A 25,720-nucleotide genomic window follows, 5' to 3' on the forward strand; every position below is an offset into this window, starting at 1 on the left:
GGGCCTCCTTATTTTTTTGACGTGGCATTCATTTGGGCATTTAAGCTCTCATTGCTGTACTCATGCGGCATCACAAACTCCACATCACTTCTAAATCCTGATTCCATCAGATTTAGTGCCACACCCAATGCCGCTTGATCCTCAAAGATAACCGCATACAGCGCATGAGTGATGGGCATATAAATCCCAAGCTTAGTGGCTTTTTCATGCACTTGCTGAATGGTGTTCACCCCTTCAGCAGTTTGACCCAGCTTCTTAATGGCAGCCTCCAAGCTCATGCCATTGCCGAGCATGTTACCAATACGATAGTTGCGGCTTAGCTCCGAGCTACAAGTGGCGTATAAGTCGCCCACCCCAGCTAGACCCAAGAAAGTCAGAGGATTGGCACCGGATGCCACCCCAAAGCGGCTCATCTCTGCCAGACCTCTTGTTAATAGCATGGCCTTGGTGTTCTCACCTACATTGTAGGAGGCCGCCATACCCATGGCGATGGCATAAATATTCTTTAATGCGCCGCCAAGCTCAACCCCTTTAATATCATCTGAGGCGAATACTCTAAAAAACGCACTGTGCAGCGCTGACTGTACAGCATGGCGCAAAGGCTCAGAGTCACTGGCTATCACAGAGGCTGAAGGCATGTTTTGCATAATCTCAACCGCCAAGTTAGGCCCTGACATTACCCCAAAATTCACCTCCGGCAGCTCCTGGCTGATGATGTCACTCATTAAGCTAAAGGTGTCTTTCTCCATACCCTTGGTCAACGAAACCACCGACTGACCACTTAAGTAAGGACGAATCTTCCTTAAAGTCTCTCTAAAAGCAGAGCTCGGTACCGCCACAAAGATAATGTCTTTGTCTTGTACCGCCGCCTTTAAATCATGCTCATACTTTAAGCGCTCATCCAAAATATAGCCGGGTAAATACTTTTTATTAACACGGTTTTTTTGTAGCGACTTAACTGTGCGTTTGTTGCGTACCCAAAGCGTTGAATCACAGCCATTACGTGCCGCCAAGTTTGACATAGCGGTACCAAAGCTGCCGCCACCCAAAAAGGCCAAGCGCAGCGTATGTGGCGACTTAGTGCCTTGAGGCTTGGCCATATTGTGCATCACCGTCTCCTCTACCACAGTAGGATCTAAGGTTTGGGTGGTGCGCTTAGCCTTACTTACTTTAGTGGCTTTTTCAAATAAGCTGCTTAATAAACCAGCATTAAAGACCGGCTTTTCAGCTTTGATTTCAGCACCCGTTTGCTCGTTTTGGCGCTCGGCTTGAGCCGTGTCTGGCTGGTTGTTCTGATTGTTCTGGTCGTTCTGATGGCTATCTGAGCCATCGGGCGTTACCGACTTTTTCAATTTTTGATGCTCTTGGGCGTCTGCATCTGGTTGTTTTTGGGTATTATCTGACATGGCTTTCTCGCTAAAATAATAAAAGTATCAAGTTATAAACAATAAAAAATCTATGCAGTAGCCAAGCTACCGTTATAATCCGTTTTGATAAGTCACAAAGCCTTGGGTATCAATGTCACCGCGGGCAGGCATGGCACAGTGGCTGCTGCCCACATAGACAAAGGCGGTTATATAATCTTCTGCACCCACATTAAAGTAGCTTTTTACGGCAGGCTCATTGGCCAAAGGCCCCGTACGCCAAACCGTGCTAAAGCCTTGAGCTTGCAGTGCCAAGATAAGATTTTGTACAGCGGCGCCACTACTTAATAGCTGCTCAAAGGCAGGCACTTTTTCATGATATCTCATCCGTGTCACTACCGTGATAATAACGGGCGCCCGCAGCGGCATTTTTAAGGTTTTCTCTGCGCTACGTTCATCAAGCTCACTGCCCTCACGCAAAGCTTTAGCCTGTGCTGCTGCCAATAAGGCTCGGCCTAACTCATGTCTTGCCTGCCCTTGAGTAACGGTAAAGCGCCAAGGCTGTAGCTTCTTATGATCTGGGGCGCTCATGGCACATTCAATGGCGGCCTCAAGCTGCCGCTTCGTGGGTGCAGGAATACTTAAATTGCCAATACTGCGGCGAGATTTAATCCAGTTGATAACTTGCTCATCACTCACCTTAGTCGACTGTATTTGCGTCGCATCCGCCCGTTGATCGCTGGTTTCAAACTCGTCCTGCAGGGTGTTATTCATCATAATATCCTCTGATTTTTTATATCCTATCCCTTTATATATTGGCATTTTATGCTTGTATTACAATGTTTATTACCAAACTGCTACTAAAGCTCGCCTGCCATCATGTAGCAAAGGTCATACCAAGTTTCACATGGACACAAGCCGCGCTTTGTTTACTCAAGGCTAAGCCAAAAAAATAGGAGATGATAAGACCAAGTTTTTGGCCCATCACCTCCCACCTATCTGCTGCGGATACCTATTACCTGTAGCGCTTAAGCAATAGGAGCCACCGGTTGGGTGACATCAGCATTTTGGCCTCGATGACGCAAATAATGATCGAGCAGCACAATGGCCAGCATCGCTTCAGCAATGGGCGTGGCCCTTACGCCAACACAGGGGTCATGACGACCTTTGGTAAGCATATCCACTGGCTGACCTTGCTGGTCAATACTCTTACCTGGGGTGGTGATACTGGATGTGGGCTTTAAAGCAATACTCACTTTAATATCCTGGCCTGATGAGATGCCCCCTAAGATACCGCCTGAATGATTGGCGGTAAAGCCATCGGGCGTTAACTCATCGCGGGCAATATGACCAAACTGCTCAGCCACACGCATGCCATCACCAATCTCCACGCCTTTTACCGCATTAATGCTCATCATGGCATGGGCAATATCGGCATCTAAGCGATCAAATACCGGCTCACCCAGACCCACAGGCACGCCTGAAGCAATCACTTCAAGTTTCGCACCGCAGCTGGTGCCTTCTTTGCGCAGGCGTTCAATCAACGCCTCAAAGCGAGGCAGAGCGTCAGGGTCTGCACAAAAAAACGGGTTACTGTTCACAAACTGCCAATCAATCTGATTCGGGTCTGTTACAGCGGCCGCCTCATTGCCCATCAATACCACGTGACCATGAATTTCGATACCTAAGCGCTGCTTTAGGTACTTCTTGGCAATGGCACCTGCCGCTACCCGCATCGCTGTCTCACGCGCTGAGGAGCGACCGCCACCGCGATAGTCACGAAAGCCATATTTCATACTATAAGTATAATCGGCATGGCCGGGGCGGAAGGTATCCTTGATATCGCTATAGTCTTTTGATTTTTGGTTGGTATTGCGAATCAATAGACCAATAGAGGTGCCCGTGGTTTTACCCTCAAACACACCCGAGATAATCTCTACCTCATCAGGCTCACGGCGCTGGGTGGCAAATTTAGAGGTGCCGGGTTTGCGGCGATCTAAGTCTAACTGCAAGTCCTCACTGGTTAATGGCAATCCAGGCGGTACCCCATCAACGATGGCCATCAGTCCTGCCCCGTGTGACTCACCGCACGTGGTTACCTTAAATGCTTGTCCAATACTATTTCCTGCCATATCATGCTCAATCTTATTTATCGTATCAGTTATGGTATCAATTATCGGGGTGTTTATTGGCTTAATTTGCGCTCACACTCAACGATGAGCTCTATTTAAACGGTTTATGTGGCTTAAATCAATTATGAATTTAGCTGAGCCACTTGAGCCTCAAACAGATGACGATAAGTGATTAATTCCTCACGGTCAATGGCAAAAACACCACTACCGCCGCGAGCAAAGCTCAACCAGTTAAACTGAATCTCTGGGTAGGCTTGGCGCAGCGCCCAATCACTATCCCCCACTTCACACACTAACAGGCCTTCAGGAGACAGATAATCGGCTGCCTCATTTAATATTTTGTGCACCAAATCCAGCCCGTCTTGACCAGCCGCTAACGCATGCTCAGGCTCGTGGATGAACTCAGGGGGCAGCTCAGCCATGGCGGCAGCATCGACATAAGGGGGATTGGTTACGATAAGCTCATACTGATTTTCGGCAGGAATCTTCTCAAACAAGTCAGACTCAATAAGATTAAGCTGATGCTCCATACCATGGTGCTCAACGTTCACTGCGGCTACCTCAAGCGCTGAATTATCAATATCAGCGGCGTCCACTAGCGCATCTCTAAAGCGGCTAGCCAGCGCAATCGCAATACAGCCAGAGCCGGTACACAAATCTAAGATACGCTCAGGTTGATACAGCTGCTTGTTCTCTAAGCCATGCAGATAAAATGACGGCAAGTCAGGGGTAGAATCAGCCCCAAGCGGCTGAGCCATTTCGTTGGTTTCAAAATAAGGATAAAACTGCTGGCGAATCAGCTCAGCTATTGGTGATCTTGGGATAAGCACACGCTCATCGACATAAAAAGGTAAGTCACAAAAATAAGCTAGGTTGACCAAGTAGCTTAGCGGCTGACGATTTATAATACGAGATTGCAACAAGGCCAATACCTCCGCTTTTTCAGAGGCAGTAAGACGGCAATCTAAAATCTGCTCATCGGCAGACCAATCTAACGATAAAGTGTGCAATACAATTGCCGCCGCTTCAGCAAACACATCATTGGTACCTTGGGCCACAACCACATCATAGTTACGCAGCTGAGTAACACAAAAACGAATAAAGTCACGGATGGTATAAAGCGCAATCACTGCCTCATCACAGTCAGCGATTAAGGTGTCAAATTGACCATCTAGCGCCAATGTATCCTCTTCTAGATCACCACTGTTTGCGCCTTGAATCTGGGCCAATAAAGCTTCGGCATCTAAGTTGCTTAAATCCAAGGCCTGGCTCTGTACATTGTCTTGCTGAGTATTATCTGTTGACATAATTATTTAATTACCCACGGTTATTTAATTACCCACGTAGCTTGTTGTTAAACTGCTCAGCTTTCAACTCTCATTAGCCAAAGGCTATTTTGAGTTTTCAGCGATCAGCTTAAAGCGCTAAGTTAAAAGATTTGAATGAAAAAATCGGACTGATAAAACATTCTATATGAAATCGTTCAAAAATTTCAGTTTTGTTTGCATACCTGTCCAGCAATTTTGCTCTATTATAACCAACATTGCTCTGATAATCTGATAAAAGGGGCTCTGCTGCTCTATAATCTAAGACGGGTTCACCCAATTAGCTTATAGCTGTCCGCTTAACTCGCACAATTGTTACTGTTACTTTAGAATTTGTGGTAAACATTTGCCAGTTACCCTTTTTCATCGCATAATAGCAGCACCTCTTTATTAATTGTGAATACCTGTATGACTATGTCTTTAAAACCAACTCCCCGCAGCACGTTTTTTGCGCCAAAATCTTTGGTAACTGCGGTTACTGCCGCGTTAATGGCACTAAGCAGCAGCGCGATGGCGGTGCAAACCCAGCCTAAGCCTGTCGACAAGCTACAACAGCTTATTAATACCTCTGAGAGCAACCAAAAAGCGGCTGCCGCCAAATCTATGGCGAATGCTCAAAGTACGGCAATGCCAGACCCTGATCTAGACAGCGACGACGCAGAAGATAAAGCAGTACAAGCACAAGTTAACAGCGAAATCGCTGAACAAGTCTCAGAGGATGAAAGTGACGGTGAAGCCGTGGAGCTTGCTGCACCGAACAAAGATGACAGCTCGATTAAGAGCATCGAAAATAAAGATGGTAAAATCTACAAAACCACGAACCTATCTAATTATGCACGGGCAGTGAACGAAGCGGTATGGACCCCTAACATGCGCAAAAACACGGCGATGTCGGTCAAAATGCAAGCATTATTAGACTGGAACCATGCCTCACCCGGTCCGATTGATGGTGGCTGGGGTATGAACAGCACGAAGGCGTTGGCCAACTTCCAAACCATGCGCGGCCTGCCAAGTACAGGCAAAATGGATACCGCCACTTGGAACGAGTTGACAAAAAAAATCAATCCAAAACAGCCGGTATTGGTGCAATACACCTTGACCAAGGAAGACGCTAATACACCTTTAGCGCCAACGCCTTCAGGCTCTGAAGCCAAATCAAAAATGAAAGGTTTGTACTACCAAGATATCAAAGAGATGCTTGGTGAGCGCTTCCATATGGACGTACGTTATCTTGAAAAATTAAACAAGGGCAAGCGCTTTGTTGAAGGTGAAACCATTACTGTCATTAACGTGGGTGACCCGTTAAAAGCTAAGATTAACCGCGTGATTGCCAACAAAGCTGACAAGACCCTTTATGCCTATAATGGCAATCAATTGGTCGCCACTTATCCCACCACTGTGGGCAGCACCAGCACCCCTTCACCGACTGGTACCTTTAAAATTGTTAACAAGGTAAAAATGCCTTGGTATAAATCAACTGTGAAAAATGGTGATAAAAAACAAGTATTTATGTTGCCACCAGGGCCCAATAATCCAGTAGGCGTGGTCTGGATGGGTTTATCAAAACCCTCTTATGGTATCCACGGTTCTCCCGTACCTGAAGGCATCAGTCGCCAAGCTTCAGCAGGCTGTGTGCGTCTGACCAACTGGGACGTATTAGAGGTATATGCCAACATCGAAAATGGCGCTAGTGTAGAGCTTAAATAGGCTAGATAGATGGGGTGATATTCACCGCCTATCTTATTGATAACTAACAGGATACAGAGGGCTTTATGGCAAAAAACTTGAGTATTATCGACCGTGCTATTGTGGGATTTGACAGCAGTCTGCGCGCCATTATTCCACACTCAAATCAAACCGCACGCCCGCTTCCTGTTAGCTCTGATGCCCTGCCCCAACTGTCTATCACTGAGTCTCGCCATGTGGCGGGACTTATGCGCATCAACCATACCGGCGAAGTATGTGCCCAAGGTCTATACCATGGCCAAGCCTTTACTGCAAAAGATGATTTGGTCAAACAAGCCATGCAGCACTCCGCTGATGAAGAGATTGATCATTTGGTCTGGTGCGAGACCCGCTTAGATGAGCTGGGCAGTCATCCCAGCGTCTTTACGCCCGTTTGGTATGGCCTGTCTTTTGGCCTAGGCGCCATTGCCGGCATCATATCAGATGAGTTTAGCCTAGGCTTCGTGGCCGAAACAGAAGCACAGGTCAGTGAGCATCTGCAAGACCATATTGATCAGTTGCCGGAGCAAGACACCCGCAGCAAAGAGATTTTAGCCCAAATGAATATTGAAGAGCTTGAGCACCGTGAGGCGGCATTAAATCATGGCGGCAAGGCGTTATCAGCGCCGGTTCGTATTTCCATGCGCTGGATGGCCAACCGCATGAAAAATCTAGCCTATCATTTATAAGCCGCTAAGCTTTAACTACGGTTACATCTGCTCACTTTAATGGCGCATAAAAAATTGTTATGGTTATGGGCTAAACGTCTCTTTTATGCAGCCTAATTAAGCTGTACCCCTTTCATTTCATTGAGTTTTATCATAAAAACAAGGACCTAATAATGACTAAGCAGGTATCTACAAAACTTCTTTCGAGTGTGATTTTACTTGGACTGGCCGCAACAGGCTGTCAAGCACTACCTACCTCTAGCAGCAACGCCGCCACCAACACCCCGGCCGCTACTGTGGATACCAATAGCGATACCACACCGATGGATGCCGCGGCAGCAGCCGAACAGAGCTCAGAGACAGTACATCGTGTCAAATATAGTGCCAGTGAACTGCAAAACGATCCCCTACTAAGTGCCACTGACATTACCAAAACTCGCTTAGCAGGTATTCCTACCCCAACTGTTAATGTCTCTGCGGTCAGCTACGTACCTACAGTGCTTATTCCTAAGTTACGCAACAACCAAGCTGATCAATTAGATGTCAGTTTACTAGATGATTTTATTGCAGAAATCAGCCCCAGTGCACGTCACTATCCGCCAACATTTAAAACCAACTCAGACCGCTACTATGCCAAAGAGAAGCTAAAAGAGCTTGAGCAGTGGATCCGTCCTTTTGCCGAAGACCAAGATGCCTCTTATGAAGTACTGCTAAGAGCGGCCAAATTAAATGGTATGGGTCGTAACCTAGATCTCGGCTCAGACTACGCAGTGCGCGGCAGTACTTTTATTGCCAAAGCGATTGACAGACAGCCAGATAGCGCTGAAGCCAACTTTATTTATGGCATGATGCTATCAGAGGGTGGCGGCTTTAAAGAGGGTAAAAAATACCTAATGAAAGCAGCTTCTCAAAGCTACAAGGAAGCTGAGCAAAGCTTGGCGCAAGCTGACTTATTAAATGACAACCGCCCTGCGGCACTTTCTCGTTTAAAGACCCTGCAGCAAAAACATCCTGATGATGCCACCATTGCCAAACAAATTCAGATTGTTGAAGATGGCAAATACTACATCTGGGACTTATCAGGTAAGCAATAAGCGGTGCTAAGTTTTTTAATCATTAAGCAATAAAGCCACGTTATGTGGCTTTATTTTTAGCTGTCATTTTACCCACCTGATAATAAGTTAAACTCAGTCATTAACAGTACTTGACTCAAACTCTATCTGCCTACAAGATAGAAGTGGTTTTTTTATCCACTTATCTTTTAGCTAATTTTTTGCAACATGGTTAACCGATTGGCTTTGGCCATTTACTGTTAATCCTCTTTATCTGTTTTTAACTTTTATTCTCACCCTTACCGCTGATGGCTTTTTTTATGCAAAAAAAATTTATTGTGGCACGATTAACTCTAAACTTAGCCTTAACCGCCGGTCTATTGACAGCAGTAGGATGTAGCACCGTATCTGTTGACAAAAAAAACTCCAGTCAGACCATTGTAAAAAAGCGCAGTAATGTGGTCACCACAAACGCTTTAAGCAGTAAGAGCGCTTCGGTCTTGGTCTCTATAGGTGTGCCGGCTAGAGAATGCTTACCAAAGTTTGATGAGTGTCTACAAAAGATTGATGCCGGCTTATTCAACAAAGACTCTAAAGAAGCCCTAGCGCTATATGCTGAGCTATACCTGGCCAAAGCCAAAGAGATTTCGGCATTAGAGGACTGTGTTGAGAAGATTTTACGACCACCTATTGATACTTATTATGCCAATGCACCAAATACCCCTGAGCAAGAACAACAAAGAATAAGCTACTTAAGACAGTGCAATACTGACTATCGCAATAACTTATTAAGCGCGATAAAGTACAGCTATGCCTATTTATTCTATAATCAGCTAAATCCTGAAGCCGCTAATACTGCTAACATGGCGGTAAAACCCAATAACCTACCCTCCAATTTAGACATTCAAACTCAAGATGTCTATGAGGCGGCCTCAGACGCCCTTATAAAACAGCTGTATTCCAACAAAGATCACAGCCAGCAAATCGCTAAAATGACGTCTTTTATTAGCTCTGATTTAATTGATGATGCTAAATTGTCTATGAATACGGGTGCTCAATATGCCAATGGCATTAAATATGGCGATCAAATTAAAGTCTTAAACTTCACCTTCCCGCCCATTGAGCAAGACCTTAATACCGATACTGACAATCAGGATTTGAAGCACACACAACAGACAGATTCAACCAAACAGCTCAGTAAAGACTTAAATTCAGTAGAGACCTCTATCGACTTATATCTGCCTAATGAGCCTGAGTATTTACAAAACACCACCCGCTATAACAAAAGCATAGATAAATTGTATGCCAGCCATGACCTAAGCTTTTCGGGGCTCAACACCATCAGTGAGCGCGAAGGCTTTGGGATTAGCTATGTCACTTTATTTGATGATCGCTTAAACACGTCAGTGACCAATCTGATTAAGTCTGATAACAAAACCTTAAACTCTGAGGATCCATTAGACCGCATCCATTTAACCGGCAATCTTTTGTTAACCGGTATGATTTTACCCGCCGGCAATACCTTAGATGAGGTGTTAAACAGCCAACATTTTGATATAAAAATGTATAACCCACATCATGTCAAAAGTGTGGATATCTTGGGGGAGCCGTATTATCTGGCGGCCAACTTTTCAGCAAGCTACGGTATCTGGCTATCAGAGAACCGTCTAAACAACGTTGGCTACTTTAGCCTGCTATCTAAACAGCAAACCCTAACGTTACCGCAGCTGTTCATGTTAGAGCCTTATGACCCCAATAAGCGGGTAATTATCATGTTACATGGTCTGGCCTCAAGCCCTGAAACTTGGGTCAGTATCACCAACGATATCTCAAATGACACCAAGCTACGCGACAATTATCAGGTATGGCAGATATTTTATCCCACCAATATCCCTATCTTGGAGAATCGCTATCGTATTCAACAACTGATTGAGACTACCTATCATATGAATGACCCAGAAGGGGTTCATCCTGCTAGCCATAATAGTGTGCTTATAGGTCACAGCATGGGCGGGGTTATTGGCCGCATGTTGGTCTCTAATGAAAATCTGGAAGAAAAATTTAATACGCTAAATACCCAGCAAAACAATCTGCGTTTAAACAAACTATTAGAGGATCAATTCGATAAATCAAAGGTTAAAAACAGACTACATTTACACCAATTACAAAGCGTGGATACGGCGGTATTTATTTCTGCACCCTTTAGAGGGACTGACTTCGCTGATCGCTGGTTTACTCAGCTACTGCGCCGTGTGGTTCAGTTGCCTATTGGTTTTGCTCAAACCATTCGTGGCAACCTTGCCAGCATTGCTACTGAAGGGGAATTGGCGGCCAATCCTTTAGGCGCCTTATACTTTGAAAATGGGGCCAGTCAGTTAAGTGATAAGTCCTCATTTATGCAGCTCACCGCTGACTTACCTATTGCCGACAATATCACTTATCATTCGATTATTGCCAATAGAGACTCAGACTTGTATAACGGCTTATTAAAGCTCAATATCGCCTCAACGCCAACCACATCCTTATCAAATAACGATGAGGCTCAAGCGCTTAAGGCCGGTGTGAACCTCAACGAAATGGAGGCCAACAAAGCGTCCTTAGATCCTGACAAGGCCAAAGCACTAGAGGATATAAAGAGCAATATCTCGCAGACGCTATCCACGGCTTCCTCTGATGGCATCGTGCCTTATAGCAGCTCGCATTTAGAAGGGGCCGCCAGCGAGACCATTATTAGCGGAGGTCATAGTATCCAAGAGACCCCAGAGGCGGTGCTCACCTTACGTAAGATATTGCATCAGCATTTACGCCAGCATCCGCCGCAGCAGCGACAGCAAAATTAGCCACAACTGTAGCTGACTCATTGTTACCAGCGGCGCACCGAAACCTGCTCTACCTTAAGCGTATCAGCTATAGTGTGTGTCCGCTAATGTGCCCTCAATAGCCTGTTGTACCGGCTTAAAGCTACGTCTGTGCTCAGGCAATACACCCAAGCGAGCAATGGCTTCAACATGCGCTTTCGTAGGATAGCCTTTATGCCCCTCTAAGCCATAGCCTGGATATCGAGCCCCATCTGCAATGAGCTGTCTGTCGCGGTACACTTTGGCTAAGACACTGGCCGCGGCAATGGCGTTATGTCGTGCATCGCCTTTGACCCAAGCTTCAGCGCAGACCTTGACCATACCTGCTGGCTGTGTGACCGTCATATCTGCTAAGCAAATACCATGTGTTGCCAATCGCACCTCATCCAAATCAGGTACTTTATTGCCATCAATCAGCAATTTAAACCCGAGTGGTGTTGAGGGTGCAGTCGGCAATTCAGATGCATCACGCCACACTTTGGTAATCTCAACCATCAGCTGCTCACAAGCTACGCGCATCCCTAGTATAGTGGCTTGCAGGATATTAATCTCATCAATGACGCCAGCAGGCACTTCTACGATCAGATAAGCCAAAGCATGCTGCTTTACCGGTTCAAATAGCTTTTCTCGCTTACGCTCAGTCAGTTTTTTGGAATCGGTCAATATCGCAAGCGGTGTGTCTTGTAGTAAGCCTACCTCAGTCTCCCCAGACCAAGCTTTTGGCAATATCGCTGCTGCCACTACCACACTACCGTATAAAGGGCCACGACCGACCTCATCTACCCCTATTTCAAACTCAAACCCACCAGATTGACTCTGATTGTCTGGGCTAAATAACGCCTTGGTATTTATCCGCCCGCTTAAATGAAGCGGTGATGATAAAGGCAGCTCTAAGTTGGCTTGGGCCGTACCTGTGCTTTGCGAGGAAGAATAAATACTTTGTTCAATTACCATCATAACCACAACATCTTTTTATGAATTAATTTTTTGTCCGCTACGATAATGGCTGACCATTTAACCGCTGATTTTGATAATCATGCCAGGTGTTGATGACTGCTGACACTGGGGTTTGACTGCTTTGTTGCTTCAGCCAAGCGGTGGTCTGTGCTAAGCGATTAAGCTGCTCATCATAGACTCTGGTACGCATCAGGCGGGTTACTGCACGGCAAATACTGTCTCCTGTCGCTTGATCCTGAATAAGCTCAGGCACAATTTGCTCACCGGCCAAAATATTGGGCAGGGACACATAAGGCACCTTGACCAAACGACTGGCAATGGCATAGGTGAGTTTTTTCATTTGATACACCACCACCATCGGACGGTTAAGCAGCATAGCCTCTAAGGTAGCCGTACCAGAAGCCAGCACAATCATGTCGCACATAGCCATGATAGACTGACTAAAATCAGCCTTAGTCTGACTTTCATCATAGGCCACAGCCACTGCTGCCCGTAGCGACTCGTCTTGACGATCGATTAAATCTTGCACGATATATTGATGGTTTTTATCGACGGTCGGTATCACAAAGCATAAGTGCTCATCGACCATTAATAAGCGGGCCACAGCATCTAACATTAACGGCAAAATGGCATTAATCTCAGAGCGCCGAGAGCCTGGCATCAGGCAAATCATAAGACTGATATCCTCTTTACGCTCAGCAAAAAAGCTGTGCAGCTCAGAGTTATTCCACACCAACTCTCGGCGCTGCTCAAGTGTCGAAATCTCCACCAGCTCTCTGGGCAGATTATGCAGCAGCGGATGACCCACACAGATGGCCGGATGATTGTGACGCTGATATACCTCAAGCTCAAAAGGAAATAGACACAGCACCAAATGCGTGGCTTGCTTGATGGACTCAATACGAGACTCACGCCAAGCCCAAATTGAGGGGCTGACGTATTGCACACAAAATATACCTTTGGGCTTGAGCTTTTTGGCCACACGTAGGTTAAAATCTGGCGCATCAATACCAATAAACCAATCAATATTGGCGTGAGCAAATGCCTGAACCAACTCTTTACGCGCTTTGAGCAAATCAGGCAGCTGTGACAACACCTCCACCAGGCCCATCACCGCCAAGCGCTCTAATGGAAAAAGCGACTGCAGACCTTGCGCCTTCATTTTTGGTCCGCCCACACCTACCCAGACTACATTGTCATATAGGTTATTCATCTGCGCCATAAAATCTGCGCCCAAGCTGTCTCCTGAAGCCTCACCAGCCACAATACCAATCACCAGAGGCTTACTTAGTGATGCGTCAAAAGAGGATGTTGAGAGGGGCTGACTTGCAGCACTTGCTAGCATGGCAAACTCTACTTTTTTATCAAATGGACCTAGAAATAATCAGGGACAAACCCAGCAGCGCCCCTGTGTAAATATAGGCACCAGTATAACAAATTTTTGTCTTACCTATTCCTCATATAAAGCAATTAGCCACGCTTAGCACTTGTCAATCTTGAATTAACCCCCCATAATAAAGTTAAGACGATAAATAGGTGTTGCCTTAATTTGTGATAAATATCCACAGCTTACTGCCCATCTGAGCTTTGTGCTACAGTAAGACGGTAGAGCAAACTTATTTATTCCAATTAAGCCCTTTGATTTATATTTGTTAAGTCATATTTCACATTCAAACCGTTATTCTTGTAACGTTATACCAATAATTAATTTAGCAACTATTTTAACAATACTCTAAACTAGGCAAACCGATTATGACCACAACATCGACTACCCACACAGCAGACATTGACGACGTGAATATTGAACAGTTTATCCCGCTAATTACACCCGCCAGTCTTAAAGCTGAGTATCCTTTATCAGAAGCCGCCTATAACACTGTACTTACCGGCCGTACCACCATCCAAAATATCCTTGATGGTACTGACAAACGCCTGTTAGTTGTTGTGGGTCCCTGCTCTATTCATGATGTCAAAGCGGCTCATGAGTATGCAGATAAGCTGGTGAAGCTGGCCGATGAGTTAAAAGACAGCATCTATATTGTGATGCGTGTTTATTTTGAAAAACCGCGCACCACTGTGGGCTGGAAAGGCCTAATTAATGACCCTGACATGAATGACAGCTTTGATATCGAAAAAGGTCTGCGTATGGCACGCAAGCTGTTATTAGACTTAAATGAAAAAGGGCTACCTTGTGCCACAGAAGCGTTAGACCCCAACACCCCGCAGTATATGCAAGACTTAATCAGTTGGTCGGCCATTGGTGCGCGCACCACAGAGAGTCAAACTCACCGTGAAATGAGCTCAGGCTTATCATGTCCTGTGGGCTTCAAAAACGGTACCGATGGCGGTATGACAGTCGCTGTCAATGCCATGAACGCTGTAAAATCTGGTCACAACTTCTTAGGCCTATCCAGCGATGGCCAAGTGTGTATCATTAAGTCAAAAGGTAACCCTTACGCGCACGTGGTACTGCGCGGCGGTAATGGCAAACCTAACTATGACCAGTCCTCGGTTGAACAGGCTGAGAACGAGCTTGAAAAAGGCAATGCTATGGTCAAGATTATGATTGACTCAAGCCATGCCAATTCAGGTAAAGACCCATACTTACAACCCATGGTTATCCAAAACGTGGCTGAGCAAATCAAAAATGGTAATAAATCGATTATGGGCCTGATGATTGAAAGTCACTTAAAAGGTGGTAATCAAAAGCTCACCAGCGACCCAAGTCAGCTTGAATACGGTAAGTCTATCACTGATGGCTGCTTGGACTGGGACAGTACGGTTGCCTCTTTACGCAACCTGCGTAACACCATTAAAGAGGTCCTACCTTCACGCTAACAGCAGACTAAGATTAAAAAAAACGCCTAACTTGATGTTAGGCGTTTTTATTTGCAGATAACGATAAATGACACATAACAGCGTGTATGATGCTGCTCTAGCCGGCCTTAAGTAAGGTCTGCAAACTTTCGGTGACATTCTTAGATTTGATCTGGCTGCTAAGCTGCTGTAGCTGCTGCTTGGCTTGCTCACGCATCGGCTCAGCGAGGGTGTACCAGCGCGATAAAGCTTGTAATAGACGAGAAGCCAATACTGGGTTTGTCTCATCAAGCTTTCTAACGACAGAGATATACAGCTGCACCCCTTGCGGCGTCCATAGCTTGGTCGGCTGAGCGGCAAAGCTACCTACCACAGCACGAATTCTATTGGGCGTACCCCAGTCAAAGTCCTTACGCTCAATCAAGCCGGCAACTTCTGCCACACTGGCATTGTCATCACTGGCCTGTACGCTAAACCACAAGTCCATCACCAAGGCTTCTTGATTAAAGCGCTGATAAAAGTCGGCTAACATCTCAGCTTTATCAGGGTGCTGGTGATTGACCATCGCACTTAGGGCACCCAAGCGTTCGGTCATACAGCGTGCATTATCATACTGAGCTTTTGCCCAGTCATGGGCCTCATTTATACCTGCGGTAAGTGCCATATCCAGCACCACATTACGTAGTGCCCGTTGGCCACGCGCCTCTGGCGTATCTTGGTACTGCGTAATAGGCAGCTGCTCATAAATCTGTGTCCACTGCGCCTTCAGAATATCAGCCAATTGCTGCTTTAAGCCTTGCCATTTTTGTTTCATTTGCTCAGGCTTATAGTTGGTATTGACCGCGGTGGCAAGCTCACGCTCAGCAGGAATGTCCAAAATTCTTGCCGCCAGCATGGCATCAGTCTGAGCCAAGCTTAAAAAGGCCTTTTTCACCGCCTCCAGATAAACCGCAGGGTCTTTTTGATTCAATAAAATCTGATTGACCAATGCCTGAGCACTTTGCCACTGGTTAAAGCCATTGGTCTCATGGGCCAACAAGAAGGCCAAATCCTCGTCACTGTGCTCAAAGCGCATTTGTACCGGTGCACTAAAGTCACGCAGTAATGATAAGACAGGCTCAGCGCCATCCACCGTAGCTAGGTTGTCAAACACAAACTGCTGGCTGTCCTCATCGAGCATCAAGAGACGCTCTGCAATGATGGCGCCCGTGCGTTTATCAAACACCGCAGCGTTGATAGGAATCGGCAAAGCTTTTGGGGCATCGTACCCCTCTACTTGACGAGTCTTCTGCGAGAGGCTAACGGTCAGCTTGCCCAGTTGGGTCTGCTCATCGTATTGATAATTTTGATGGCCACTCACCTCAGGGGTGCCGGGCTGGGTGTACCAGTCGATAAAGTGCTCAACCGATTTACCTTGTGCGCTTAACGCCGATAGCCAGTCCTCAACAGTCACTGCTTGACCATCATAACGCTCAAAGTAAGTATCTGTACCCTGACGGTATTTTTCACCTAAGGTATTGGCCAACATACGCACCACTTCAGCGCCTTTTTCGTACACAGTTGACGTATAAAAATTATTAATCTCAACAAAGCTGCTCGGACGAGGCGGATGCGCCAGTGGGCCTGCATCTTCACTGAACTGATGGGCACGCAACATAGACACATCATCGATACGCTGCACTGCTGGCGACTGATGATCTGCTGAGAATGACTGATCGCGAAAGACGGTCAAGCCCTCTTTTAAACACAATTGGAACCAATCCCGGCAAGTGACTCGGTTGCCGGTCCAGTTATGAAAATACTCATGCGCAATAATCGATTTCACGCTAAAACTGCGCGCATCTGTGGTCGTCTCAGGACTCGACAGCACACAAGAGGTGTTAAAGATGTTTAGACCTTTATTCTCCATCGCACCCATATTGAACTGGCTCACCGCAACAATCATATAGCGGTCTAAATCATACGCTCGGCCGTAATTTTCTTCATCCCACTGCATAGAGTCTTTTAATGCCTGCATCGCCACATGACATTTATCGATATCATGTGCTTTGGCATAAATCTCAAGCTTGACTTCACGGTCTTCGATGGTGGTATAGCGGTCTTCTAATACTGCCAAGTCAGCAAACACACAGGCAAATAAATAGCTTGGCTTTTTGCTGGTATCATGCCAAACGGCATAGTGACGCGAGCTGTCCTCTGCCACTTCACCTGACTCAATTAAGTCGCCGTTAGCCAGTAAGGTGGGGAACTTTTTGTCCGCCTCCAATCGAGTGGTAAATACCGACAGCACATCAGGGCGGTCAGGGTAATAAGTAATCTTGCGAAATCCTTCAGGCTCACACTGAGTCACGAACATCACATCATCGCCCTCGCCGGCAATATACAAGCCTTCAAGCTCGGTGTTTTTTTGTGGTTGATGACGAACGCTTATCTTAACCACAGCGGTATCCGGCGCATTGGCAATCACCAGCTGGGTATCATCTAACTGATACTCTGATGGCTGCAATGGCTGATCATTAATACTAATAGCCGTTAAGCTCATATTTTGACCAAATAAAACCAAATCACCTTGGTGTTGGCGACTCATATTCAGCACACTGTCTACGGTGGCATGATCCTCAAACAGCTTAATATTTAAGTGTACAGAATCCACAGCGAAGCTTGGCGGGGTATAGTCTTTGAGATAAATCTTGTTGACACTACTACTCATAAGGTTCTCTTTTTTTTAATTGCAATGATCAAGAGGCAGGGATTGTTGACTGTTCAATGCGATGTAATCGCTCATTGAATACTTAGCAAGCCACAGTTAAGCGTTGCATTTATAGCCATAAGGCTTATATTGTAACACTCAGCATATTTTCAAGCTTATTGTAATAGACTGCGGCCACCCTACCCAAGTTTTTAAAAGGTTTTAAAGAGTTTTTATGATGTCAGCCCCAACTTCCCAGCTCGAAGCTTTGACCCAGCATATCGCTCAAATCATTACCCATTTAGTTGAGCAGCAGACCGTCGATAGTGATAACGCCTCAAACAAAACCGCAGCTGGTTTTGAGCTTTTATTAATCAGCAACACTGATCATACCAAGTCTGTGGCTAAAGCACTTGAGACAGGATTTAAAGATAAGCTTGATTTGGCGATTACCACCCATAGTCCCCAAGACTTTGTACAAATTAACTTTAATAAGCGCTATGATTTGGGCTGTTTTATTGAGGGGAGTTTAATTGACAATCAGCCATTGCAGCCATTAACCCCTCTAGACACCGATACCCTAAAACTCATCGCCACTCGATTAAGAGATTTGTTTGCTGAACAAAGCTTGCTGTTTTTAGCCGTCAGCGGCCACTGTGGTGGGCCGGATAAATCTGATGGTGTCACTGATAAGTTTAGCCTTAATGATTTGGGCTATACCTTACTGCCTATTACTGAGTCCGCTGACTGTAATAGCCACTGCTGGCAATTTAATTTGTATGATTACAAACGCCAGCCGGATTGGCTAAATGCCAGATTCTGGGCCAACCCAGAAAACTTTGACAAATACCGCTGGTAAAGCAGGCCTAATACGGATAATGAGAAGAATTGCGTAGCGAATCATCCCGCACTGCTATAAAATGCTTGTTATCTTTATTAAACTTTGTCACTATTCTAATCTGTCTAATATCACTTTACAGTAAGACTACTTACATAAAATAACATCTTCTGTGAAATGTGCTATATTTGCAATAACGAACTATAGGCTTATTCAAGCTACCAAACACTCATAAATCATGACTTAACGGCAGTGATGCCATTGCCAGTACCCATGAGTATTTAAAAAATGAGTATTTAAAAATTAGGTGTGCAACGATTTAATAACTAACGCAATGAGTGGCCTTAAATCATAGCAGGCTATGTTTAGTGCCCCATTTTGAGTAATCTGAGGAAAAAATATGTATTCAACGCTTAAAATTTCAGCCATTAGCCTAGTGTCTGCCGCCCTATTGGTTACCACCGGCTGTGCCAGCAAGTCTAACACTTCAGAGTTCGTGGTAGCGCCTATGGCTGTACCTGGTAACGCTGCTTATCAAACTGGGCCACTGGTCACCAACTCGGAACAAGTCCAAGCCGATGCTCAAAACGTGCGTAGCGTCGTACGCTTTGCTTTTGATAGCTACGACATTGATGCAGAAGCGGCCAATATCTTAGATGAGCAAGTCGCTTTCTTATCAAGCCATCCAGATGCCAGAGTATTGGTCGCAGGCCATACCGATGAGCGCGGCAGTAGCGAATACAACCACGCTTTGGGTGAGCGCCGTGCACAAGCCGTTAGAAGCTACCTAGCTTCAAAAGGCATTATGGATGCACGCGTTGAAACCATCAGTTACGGCGAAGATCGTCCTGTGGCTGCAGGTTCTGATGAAGCCTCTTACAGCCAAAACCGCCGTGCTGAGCTGTCTTACTAAGCTAAGAACCCCGCTAGTCACTGTCACTTATTAAGTTAGCAGCCTAGCCGGTAACCAGTAAGTAAGTAAGTAAGTAAGTAAGTAAGTAAATAAATGACCAAATAAATAACCAAATAAGCAAGTCACTTAACCGTTATAGTGGCCAATAAACATAAACCCAGCTTTTGCTGGGTTTATGTTTATTGACAGCTACAGAACTTCGTATCCGCTATCCCACCTTTTTTATAAATAAGATAAGACAGTTTAAATTAATGCCATCTAATACCTTTTATGACAAACCGAGCTTAGCCTTATATGACACACAATTTTGGGGCATTAATCTCCAAGGCCAGCCTTGCGCAGTCGATGATAAAAAAGCCTGTGTCTGGATAGCCAGCTCTTTTTTTGATGCGACACTCTCAAGCGCCTCTTATAACCATCTATCAAAGCCCTCTGAAAAGACCACCTTGCATACGCTACAAAAACAGGCCGTGCGTCAGCTGTTTCATAAGCTACTTAACCAATTGTCTATTGCTAATGAATGTGTCAATAATAAGATAGATAGGCAAACTACCGCTACTTGCAACTTAGGTATCGTAGATAACCGTGGTGCTATCCCTCCTCAAACCGCCTTAGATACAAAGCTCAGCTTAGATGAGTCACGCTATCCTTATCGGCTGCAGCCTTTAGGCCATACCCTAAGCTTTTCTCATTCTCAAAATACGGTGGCTTGTGCACTAAGTACTGTAGGGGCTATCGGCATAGATATCGAACAAAACCCCATACCCACCAAGATTGGTCAAAGATTTTTTTCACACGATGAGCAAAGCTGGCTGCAGCAGTTACCGATCACTGAGCAGCAGCAAGCGCTAAATCTATTATGGATGCTAAAAGAGGCTCACGGCAAATACCAAGTGGCGGCCAGTGCCACAACCGCAAATCTCATGCACGCTTTAGGCGCTGACTTATTATTGCCAGCTCAAGCTTTAATAGATATGGCACAGCCGCCCAACGCCTTGTCTCTAGCAAGTGTTCACCACGCCAGTAACAACTCTATCGAGTCTAGCCGGCAATATCTATATCATCCAAGACATGCTTGGGCGGTGGTATATGATATGGGTTCGGCCTCATAACGTTAATAAATTAAAGGCTTTAATAAATAACAAGCACAAAAAAACGACCCCGAGAGGTCGTTTTTTTATCGCCATAAGATAAGCAATTATTAGAAGCGGTAAGTTACACCAGCTTTAACGATTGGGTACCAGATGTTGTCATCTTCGATTTCTTTCTTAGCGGCTTCTTCTAACGCTACATCACCAGCACTAGATTTAACATCAGCTTTCATTTTACCCATGTAAGCTGCGCCTAGCTCGCCGAATAGACCCCAGTTTTGATTGATATTTGGACGGTAGCCAACAGTTAAGTATGGAGCAAGTTTGTTTTTGTTTTCAATTTCAACATCAACAGTTTCACCATTATTGATGGTGAACGATTCACCATCAATTTTAACTCGTGCGCTATCACCAGTAGGAGTTAAAGAAGCTTTAATTTTATTATCAGGAACTAAGATACCAGTACCCACTGTGAAGTTAGTAGCCCATGGACGTAAGTTTACACCGATGTATGGGTTGCTAGCGTCGATATCATATCTCATATCGCCTTCGAAGTTACCCCAACCGTCGCCTAATACTTTACCCCAGTTGATCCAAGAATCGCTAGCGTCTAAGTCTTTAGTACCGTCGTCGTTGTAACCGTTCCAACCTGCACTTAATTCAGTAGTTTCGTTTAGACCCCAAGCGATGTTAGCACCGTAACCTAAAGTACCAATCTCAGCACTTACAGCAGCTGGATGAACTGCAGTGTTGAATAAAGTTTTGCCAGTACCCACTAAAGCGCCTGTCGTGTTAGCGATAACACCAGCGTTTTGGTCATACTGATAACCAACTGGTTGCGCATCAGTAACTACTACGACGTCGTTACCAGCTTGAGTGTTGTCAACAACAACCGTGTTAGCAGCCATAGCTACTGATGAACCTAGTACTGCAGCAGTGATTGCTGTTAATTTAAAAAGTTTCATAACATCTCCAAAGTATAAACTTAAATGAACCGTAAATTAAGAGGCCACAATCTAAAAAGCAACTTAAGCCATCATCTATATTGGATCTGTGCAAATTCAAATATCAAATTTAAATACAATGCACAGTTCTATATAAATCACTTAAGTTGCTCGTCCATGAGACACCCTATTGAGGTTTTCGTATCAATATGCGCCTATTAAACACTTTTTTACAATTAAAGTCATCCCCCAAAAGTTACCTTTTAATAGAGATTCTGTAATTTTTACTTAAAGTTTGTAAGTGGACCTACTTATCTTGACGCCTAATTGGATGCTCTTTATTGAAAATAAATCACGCTCAAGGCACATCATTAATGCTAACACAGCAGATGACTTTGAGCCTCATTTCCATTACAATAGGCAGCTGCCGAGAGGTGTTGCGTCGGTTCAGCAAAATCAAGCGATATAGTATAGCATGTATTTTATTGTTGGTTAAGCTTTACTGTCAGGCTCGGTTAGCCCTTATTAAATAGCGTTACAAAAATAGATTGAATTGATAAACCAGTATTCTGCTGCTGACCCTGCGTTCGCAATAGATTAAGCTGATTTTACTAAATTCATACGCTTTGGTTGCTATTGGCAAACAACGACACCTGCGTTTTCTTCCCCTTAATTTTTTTATTTTCTACCAAGGAGCTCGAGATGGACGCAGTGTCTAACGTCGATTCAAAAACCAATTTAGAAAACTTCCATGACTATAAAGTCGCCGATATCAGCCTAGCCGATTACGGCCGCCGTGAGATTGCTTTAGCTGAAGCTGAAATGCCAGCCTTAATGGGCCTACGCAAGCGCTACAGCGAAGCACAGCCTCTAGCAGGTGCCAAGATTCTTGGTTGTATTCATATGACCATCCAAACCGCCGTACTGATCGAAACTTTAGTCGCTCTAGGTGCTGAAGTACGCTGGACATCATGTAATATCTTCTCAACTCAAGACCATGCAGCAGCGGCTATTGCGGCCAGCGGCGTACCGGTATTCGCTTGGAAAGGCGAAACTGAAGAAGAGTACGAGTGGTGCTTACGTCAACAATTATTTGTCGGCGGTGAAGACAGCGGCCAGCTTTGGGATGCCAACTTAATCTTAGATGATGGCGGTGACCTAACAGCGCTGATTCACAACGACTACCCACAAATGCTTGAGACCATCAATGGTATCTCAGAAGAGACCACCACTGGGGTACATCGCCTAATCGATATGCTTAATAAAGGCACTCTAAAAGTACCTGCCATTAACGTAAACGATGCGGTTACTAAGTCTAAAAACGACAACAAATATGGTTGCCGTCATAGCTTAAACGATGCCATCAAACGTGCCACTGATATGTTACTTGCCGGCCGCCGTGCTCTGGTAATCGGCTATGGCGATGTGGGTAAAGGCTCAGCGCAAAGCTTACGTCAAGAAGGCATGATTGTACGTGTCTCAGAAGTAGACCCTATCTGTGCTATGCAGGCCTGTATGGACGGCTATGAGTTAGTATCTCCCTATATTGATGGTAAAAACACTGATTCAGCAGAAGGCATCAACACTCGCCTATTACAAGACACCGACCTTATTGTCACCACGACAGGTAACTATCATGTGTGTGATAAGCACATGCTTGCTGCTCTAAAATCAGGCGCTGTGGTCTGTAATATCGGTCATTTCGACACTGAAATTGACACTCAGTTCATGCGTGATACTTGGAACTGGGTAGAAATCAAACCACAAGTTCACCAAGTGTATCGCTCAGAAGATCAAAGCGATTACCTCATCTTATTGGCAGAAGGCCGCCTAGTAAACCTAGGTAACGCCACCGGTCACCCATCACGTGTCATGGACGGCTCATTTGCCAACCAAGTCTTGGCTCAAATGTACTTACACCAAGAAAAATTCTCTGAGCTACCCGCTGATGAGCGCGCTAAGGGTCTATACGTAAAAGTATTACCAAAAAAACTTGATGAGGAAGTAGCCGCCGCTATGGTAGCTGGCTTCAATGGCGTTATGACCCAACTAACCCCAGAGCAAGCAGAGTATCTAGGTGTGCCGGTTGAAGGTCCATTTAAAGCTGATGACTATAAGTACTAACCTTAAACCTTTTTAGTATTTAGCGTTAGACAGTAGACGGGTTACATTAAGGGCTGAGAAATGAATAATTTCTCAGCCTCTTATTAAGGCCCTCTTTATTTTATTAAGGCGCTGTATATTTTTTATCAAGGACAGGACATGAATAAGCCAAGATTCTCGTTTGAGTTTTTCCCCACCAAGACCAGTGAGGGCGTAGAAAAGCTCTGCCAAACTTTTGATGCTTTAAATGAATTGGCGCCCAGTTACTTTTCAGTCACCTATGGTGCTGGCGGTACCACGCGTAACCGTACCTTAGGTATCGTAGAGACGCTACAAAATCGCGCCAACACGCCTATTGCCCCGCACATCTCCTGTATTGGTGATGACAAAGTACAGATCTCAGAGTTATTAGACTTCTATAAATCCATCGGCATCAACCGTATGGTTGCGCTACGCGGTGATTTGCCTTCTGGCCAAGTGGGCATGGGTGAGCTGCCTTTTGCAGTAGACTTAGTGCGTCATATCCGTGAACACAGTGCTGACCATTTTCATATTGAAGTTGCCGCTTATCCCGAAATGCATCCTCAAGCCAAAAGCTTCGACTTTGACATTCAAAACTTGGTGAATAAATTTAATGCAGGCGCAAACTCAGCCATTACTCAGTTTTTTTATAACGCTGAGAGCTATTTATACCTACGTGATGCGCTAGAAAAGCGCGGCGTAGATACTGACAAACACAACCTTGTGGCCGGCATCATGCCCATCATTAACGCCAGCAATCTGATTCGCTTTGCTGACAGCTGCGGCGCTGATATCCCTCGCTATATTCGTAAGCAATTGGCTGACTATGGCGATGACCGCAAGGCCATTCGTGAATTTGGCTTTGAGGTGGTACACCGCTTATGCGAAATCTTAATCTCTGAAGGCGTTCCTGCCCTTCATTTTTATAGTATGAACCGAGTGGAACCCAATAAGCGTCTCGTTGAATCTTTAGGGCTATCTTCTGTCAGCACACAGGCTTAATCAAATGCGTCGTTTTTTTTACAACTCAAGCTTGCACCATACCGCATCTATTGAGGCTTTGCATCAACGGCCATTAGGCGACTCACTATGCTTAACCGATGACATTTATCACCATTGGTGCCGAGTGCTACGTGCCAAAGTTGGTGAGCAAAGCTGGATATTTGACGGGCTTGGTGGTCAAAGCTTGGTTGAGCTTGAAAGCATTGATAAAAAATCAGCCACAGTCAAGATTATCCATCAAGATACTGCTGAAAATACTTGCAACTATCATAGCACCATAGCCTTGGTCATGAGCCGTGGGGATAGAATGGATTATGCCATTCAAAAAGCCACTGAACTTGGGGCAACCACCATTCAGCTACTGACCAGCCAGCATGGCGAAGTACGCCTCAAAGCCAATCAGGTGGACAAAAAGCTCAGTCACTGGCAGCAAGTGGCGTTATCCGCCAGTGAGCAGTGCCGGCTCAATCGCCCCACCTTAATCCTGTCTCCACTGAGTATTGAGCAGTGGCTTCAAGGTGAGATGGGTGCGGTACATCACATGGTGCAGCACTTATATGACGCAGACTATTATCAGTCGTATCTACAGCAGCCTATCCTACCTTTGGTATTGGCGGTGCCCAGTCAACAAGAACAACAAACCCTAGATGTTAACGCTCAAATAACCGATCACTTTGCCTCGGCTAATATAAAGGGCACTAACCCTGACTCTACGGCAGCCTGCCTCCCCCGCTTTGACATTCTCATTGGCGCAGAAGGCGGCTTATCTGAGGCTGAATATCAATTGGCACGCAATACCGGCTACTTGCCGTGGCAGCTGGGCAACCGTGTCCTACGCACCGAGACTGCTCCTGTGGTGGCACTGGCCACGTTGATGTACATCAGTACCAACGCCGCCCAGAACTAACTTGCAGAGCTAACTTTAAGTGACTTGCTGTCGCTTCGACAATAGTGGCCTATTTATCACAGCTCTATTGGTTTTCTTTGTCACTTCTGCTCAGTCTTACTGCTCATTATCCCGCCCTATTCCTATCCTTATTCTTATCCTGACACTTCTATATTTCATTGCTGCATTTGGCCTCGCCGCTTAATAAGACGGGGTCAAAACAGGTGCTCACCCCTGTTTTTATATACAGAATTTACTGTTTTTTTGGATGTAAAAACCATTCGATGGCTAATTCAATATATTTTTTGTGACCCATAAGTCTGTGCAACTGCTTG

The 25,720-nt window shown here is 45.3% G+C and carries 19 protein-coding genes; 11 read left to right on the top strand and 8 right to left on the bottom strand.

Going from position 1 to position 25,720, the window contains the following annotated elements; translation table 11 throughout:
* Positions 1-8 precede the first annotated feature (8 nt).
* The 4 genes from JMX92_RS00485 to prmB all read right to left on the bottom strand — a co-directional run bounded on the left by JMX92_RS00485 (position 9) and on the right by prmB (position 4,803).
* Positions 9-1,406, bottom strand: a complete 1,398-nt coding sequence (locus tag JMX92_RS00485) for an NAD(P)H-dependent glycerol-3-phosphate dehydrogenase (RefSeq protein WP_201543274.1) — start codon at positions 1,404-1,406, stop codon at positions 9-11.
* Between the two features lie 72 nt (positions 1,407-1,478).
* On the bottom strand, positions 1,479-2,138 hold the full coding sequence (locus tag JMX92_RS00490) for a nitroreductase (RefSeq protein WP_413786846.1): 660 nt from the start codon (positions 2,136-2,138) through the stop codon (positions 1,479-1,481).
* A gap of 254 nt (positions 2,139-2,392) precedes the next feature.
* Positions 2,393-3,496, bottom strand: a complete 1,104-nt coding sequence (aroC, locus tag JMX92_RS00495; RefSeq protein ID WP_155586872.1) for a chorismate synthase — start codon at positions 3,494-3,496, stop codon at positions 2,393-2,395.
* Between the two features lie 122 nt (positions 3,497-3,618).
* Positions 3,619-4,803 (bottom strand): 50S ribosomal protein L3 N(5)-glutamine methyltransferase, encoded by a 1,185-nt coding sequence (gene prmB, locus JMX92_RS00500; protein ID WP_011960198.1) that lies wholly within the window; start codon positions 4,801-4,803, stop codon positions 3,619-3,621.
* Positions 4,804-5,229: 426 nt separating this feature from the next.
* Between prmB and JMX92_RS00505 the strand changes: the two genes are divergently transcribed.
* The 4 genes from JMX92_RS00505 (at position 5,230) to JMX92_RS00520 (ending at position 11,106) form a co-directional block, all read left to right on the top strand.
* Positions 5,230-6,528 carry a L,D-transpeptidase family protein gene (locus JMX92_RS00505; protein ID WP_011960197.1) on the top strand — a complete coding sequence of 433 codons (1,299 nt, stop codon included), beginning with the start codon at positions 5,230-5,232 and terminating at the stop codon, positions 6,526-6,528.
* A gap of 65 nt (positions 6,529-6,593) precedes the next feature.
* The gene (gene coq7 / locus JMX92_RS00510; protein ID WP_011960196.1) at positions 6,594-7,235 is read left to right on the top strand and encodes a 2-polyprenyl-3-methyl-6-methoxy-1,4-benzoquinone monooxygenase; all 642 of its coding nucleotides are present in this window, start codon (positions 6,594-6,596) and stop codon (positions 7,233-7,235) included.
* Between the two features lie 152 nt (positions 7,236-7,387).
* Positions 7,388-8,308, top strand: coding sequence for a tetratricopeptide repeat protein (locus JMX92_RS00515; protein ID WP_155586873.1), 921 nt, complete (start codon positions 7,388-7,390; stop codon positions 8,306-8,308).
* 278 nt (positions 8,309-8,586) lie between these two features.
* Positions 8,587-11,106, top strand: a complete 2,520-nt coding sequence (locus JMX92_RS00520) for an esterase/lipase family protein (protein ID WP_227675217.1) — start codon at positions 8,587-8,589, stop codon at positions 11,104-11,106.
* A 63-nt stretch (positions 11,107-11,169) separates the two neighbouring features.
* On the opposite strand, the gene JMX92_RS00525 is transcribed toward JMX92_RS00520, so the two are convergent.
* Together JMX92_RS00525 and lpxB are read right to left on the bottom strand one after the other, a co-directional pair.
* Positions 11,170-12,081 carry a ribonuclease HII gene (locus JMX92_RS00525; protein ID WP_227675218.1) on the bottom strand — a complete coding sequence of 304 codons (912 nt, stop codon included), beginning with the start codon at positions 12,079-12,081 and terminating at the stop codon, positions 11,170-11,172.
* A 37-nt stretch (positions 12,082-12,118) separates the two neighbouring features.
* Positions 12,119-13,426 (bottom strand): lipid-A-disaccharide synthase, encoded by a 1,308-nt coding sequence (gene lpxB / locus JMX92_RS00530; protein WP_110816416.1) that lies wholly within the window; start codon positions 13,424-13,426, stop codon positions 12,119-12,121.
* A gap of 407 nt (positions 13,427-13,833) precedes the next feature.
* On the opposite strand from lpxB, the gene JMX92_RS00535 reads away from it, so the two are divergent.
* The gene (locus tag JMX92_RS00535) at positions 13,834-14,919 is read left to right on the top strand and encodes a 3-deoxy-7-phosphoheptulonate synthase (RefSeq protein ID WP_110816415.1); all 1,086 of its coding nucleotides are present in this window, start codon (positions 13,834-13,836) and stop codon (positions 14,917-14,919) included.
* Positions 14,920-15,016: 97 nt separating this feature from the next.
* Here JMX92_RS00535 and pepN read toward each other — a convergent pair whose 3' ends face one another.
* A complete protein-coding gene (gene pepN / locus JMX92_RS00540; protein WP_201543278.1) occupies positions 15,017-17,608 on the bottom strand; it encodes an aminopeptidase N in 2,592 nt (863 codons plus the stop codon).
* A 214-nt stretch (positions 17,609-17,822) separates the two neighbouring features.
* Between pepN and JMX92_RS00545 the strand changes: the two genes are divergently transcribed.
* From JMX92_RS00545 to JMX92_RS00555, 3 genes are all read left to right on the top strand, one after another.
* Positions 17,823-18,446, top strand: a complete 624-nt coding sequence (locus JMX92_RS00545) for a DUF6231 family protein (RefSeq protein ID WP_201543280.1) — start codon at positions 17,823-17,825, stop codon at positions 18,444-18,446.
* A gap of 379 nt (positions 18,447-18,825) precedes the next feature.
* Entirely contained in the window at positions 18,826-19,338 is a 513-nt protein-coding gene (gene pal / locus JMX92_RS00550; protein WP_201543282.1) for a peptidoglycan-associated lipoprotein Pal, read from the top strand.
* 251 nt (positions 19,339-19,589) lie between these two features.
* On the top strand, positions 19,590-20,450 hold the full coding sequence (locus JMX92_RS00555; RefSeq protein WP_201543290.1) for a 4'-phosphopantetheinyl transferase family protein: 861 nt from the start codon (positions 19,590-19,592) through the stop codon (positions 20,448-20,450).
* An 89-nt stretch (positions 20,451-20,539) separates the two neighbouring features.
* On the opposite strand, the gene JMX92_RS00560 is transcribed toward JMX92_RS00555, so the two are convergent.
* The gene (locus JMX92_RS00560) at positions 20,540-21,394 is read right to left on the bottom strand and encodes a hypothetical protein (RefSeq protein ID WP_201543291.1); all 855 of its coding nucleotides are present in this window, start codon (positions 21,392-21,394) and stop codon (positions 20,540-20,542) included.
* 681 nt (positions 21,395-22,075) lie between these two features.
* Between JMX92_RS00560 and ahcY the strand changes: the two genes are divergently transcribed.
* The 3 genes from ahcY (at position 22,076) to JMX92_RS00575 (ending at position 25,406) form a co-directional block, all read left to right on the top strand.
* A complete protein-coding gene (gene ahcY / locus JMX92_RS00565) occupies positions 22,076-23,497 on the top strand; it encodes an adenosylhomocysteinase (RefSeq protein WP_155586878.1) in 1,422 nt (473 codons plus the stop codon).
* A gap of 138 nt (positions 23,498-23,635) precedes the next feature.
* Positions 23,636-24,499, top strand: coding sequence for a methylenetetrahydrofolate reductase (locus JMX92_RS00570; protein WP_011960184.1), 864 nt, complete (start codon positions 23,636-23,638; stop codon positions 24,497-24,499).
* 4 nt (positions 24,500-24,503) lie between these two features.
* Positions 24,504-25,406 (top strand): 16S rRNA (uracil(1498)-N(3))-methyltransferase, encoded by a 903-nt coding sequence (locus tag JMX92_RS00575; protein ID WP_201543292.1) that lies wholly within the window; start codon positions 24,504-24,506, stop codon positions 25,404-25,406.
* Positions 25,407-25,720 lie beyond the last annotated feature (314 nt).

It is taken from the genome of Psychrobacter sp. H7-1 (assembly GCF_904846585.1).
GTDB classification, from domain to species: Bacteria; Pseudomonadota; Gammaproteobacteria; order Pseudomonadales; family Moraxellaceae; genus Psychrobacter; species Psychrobacter raelei.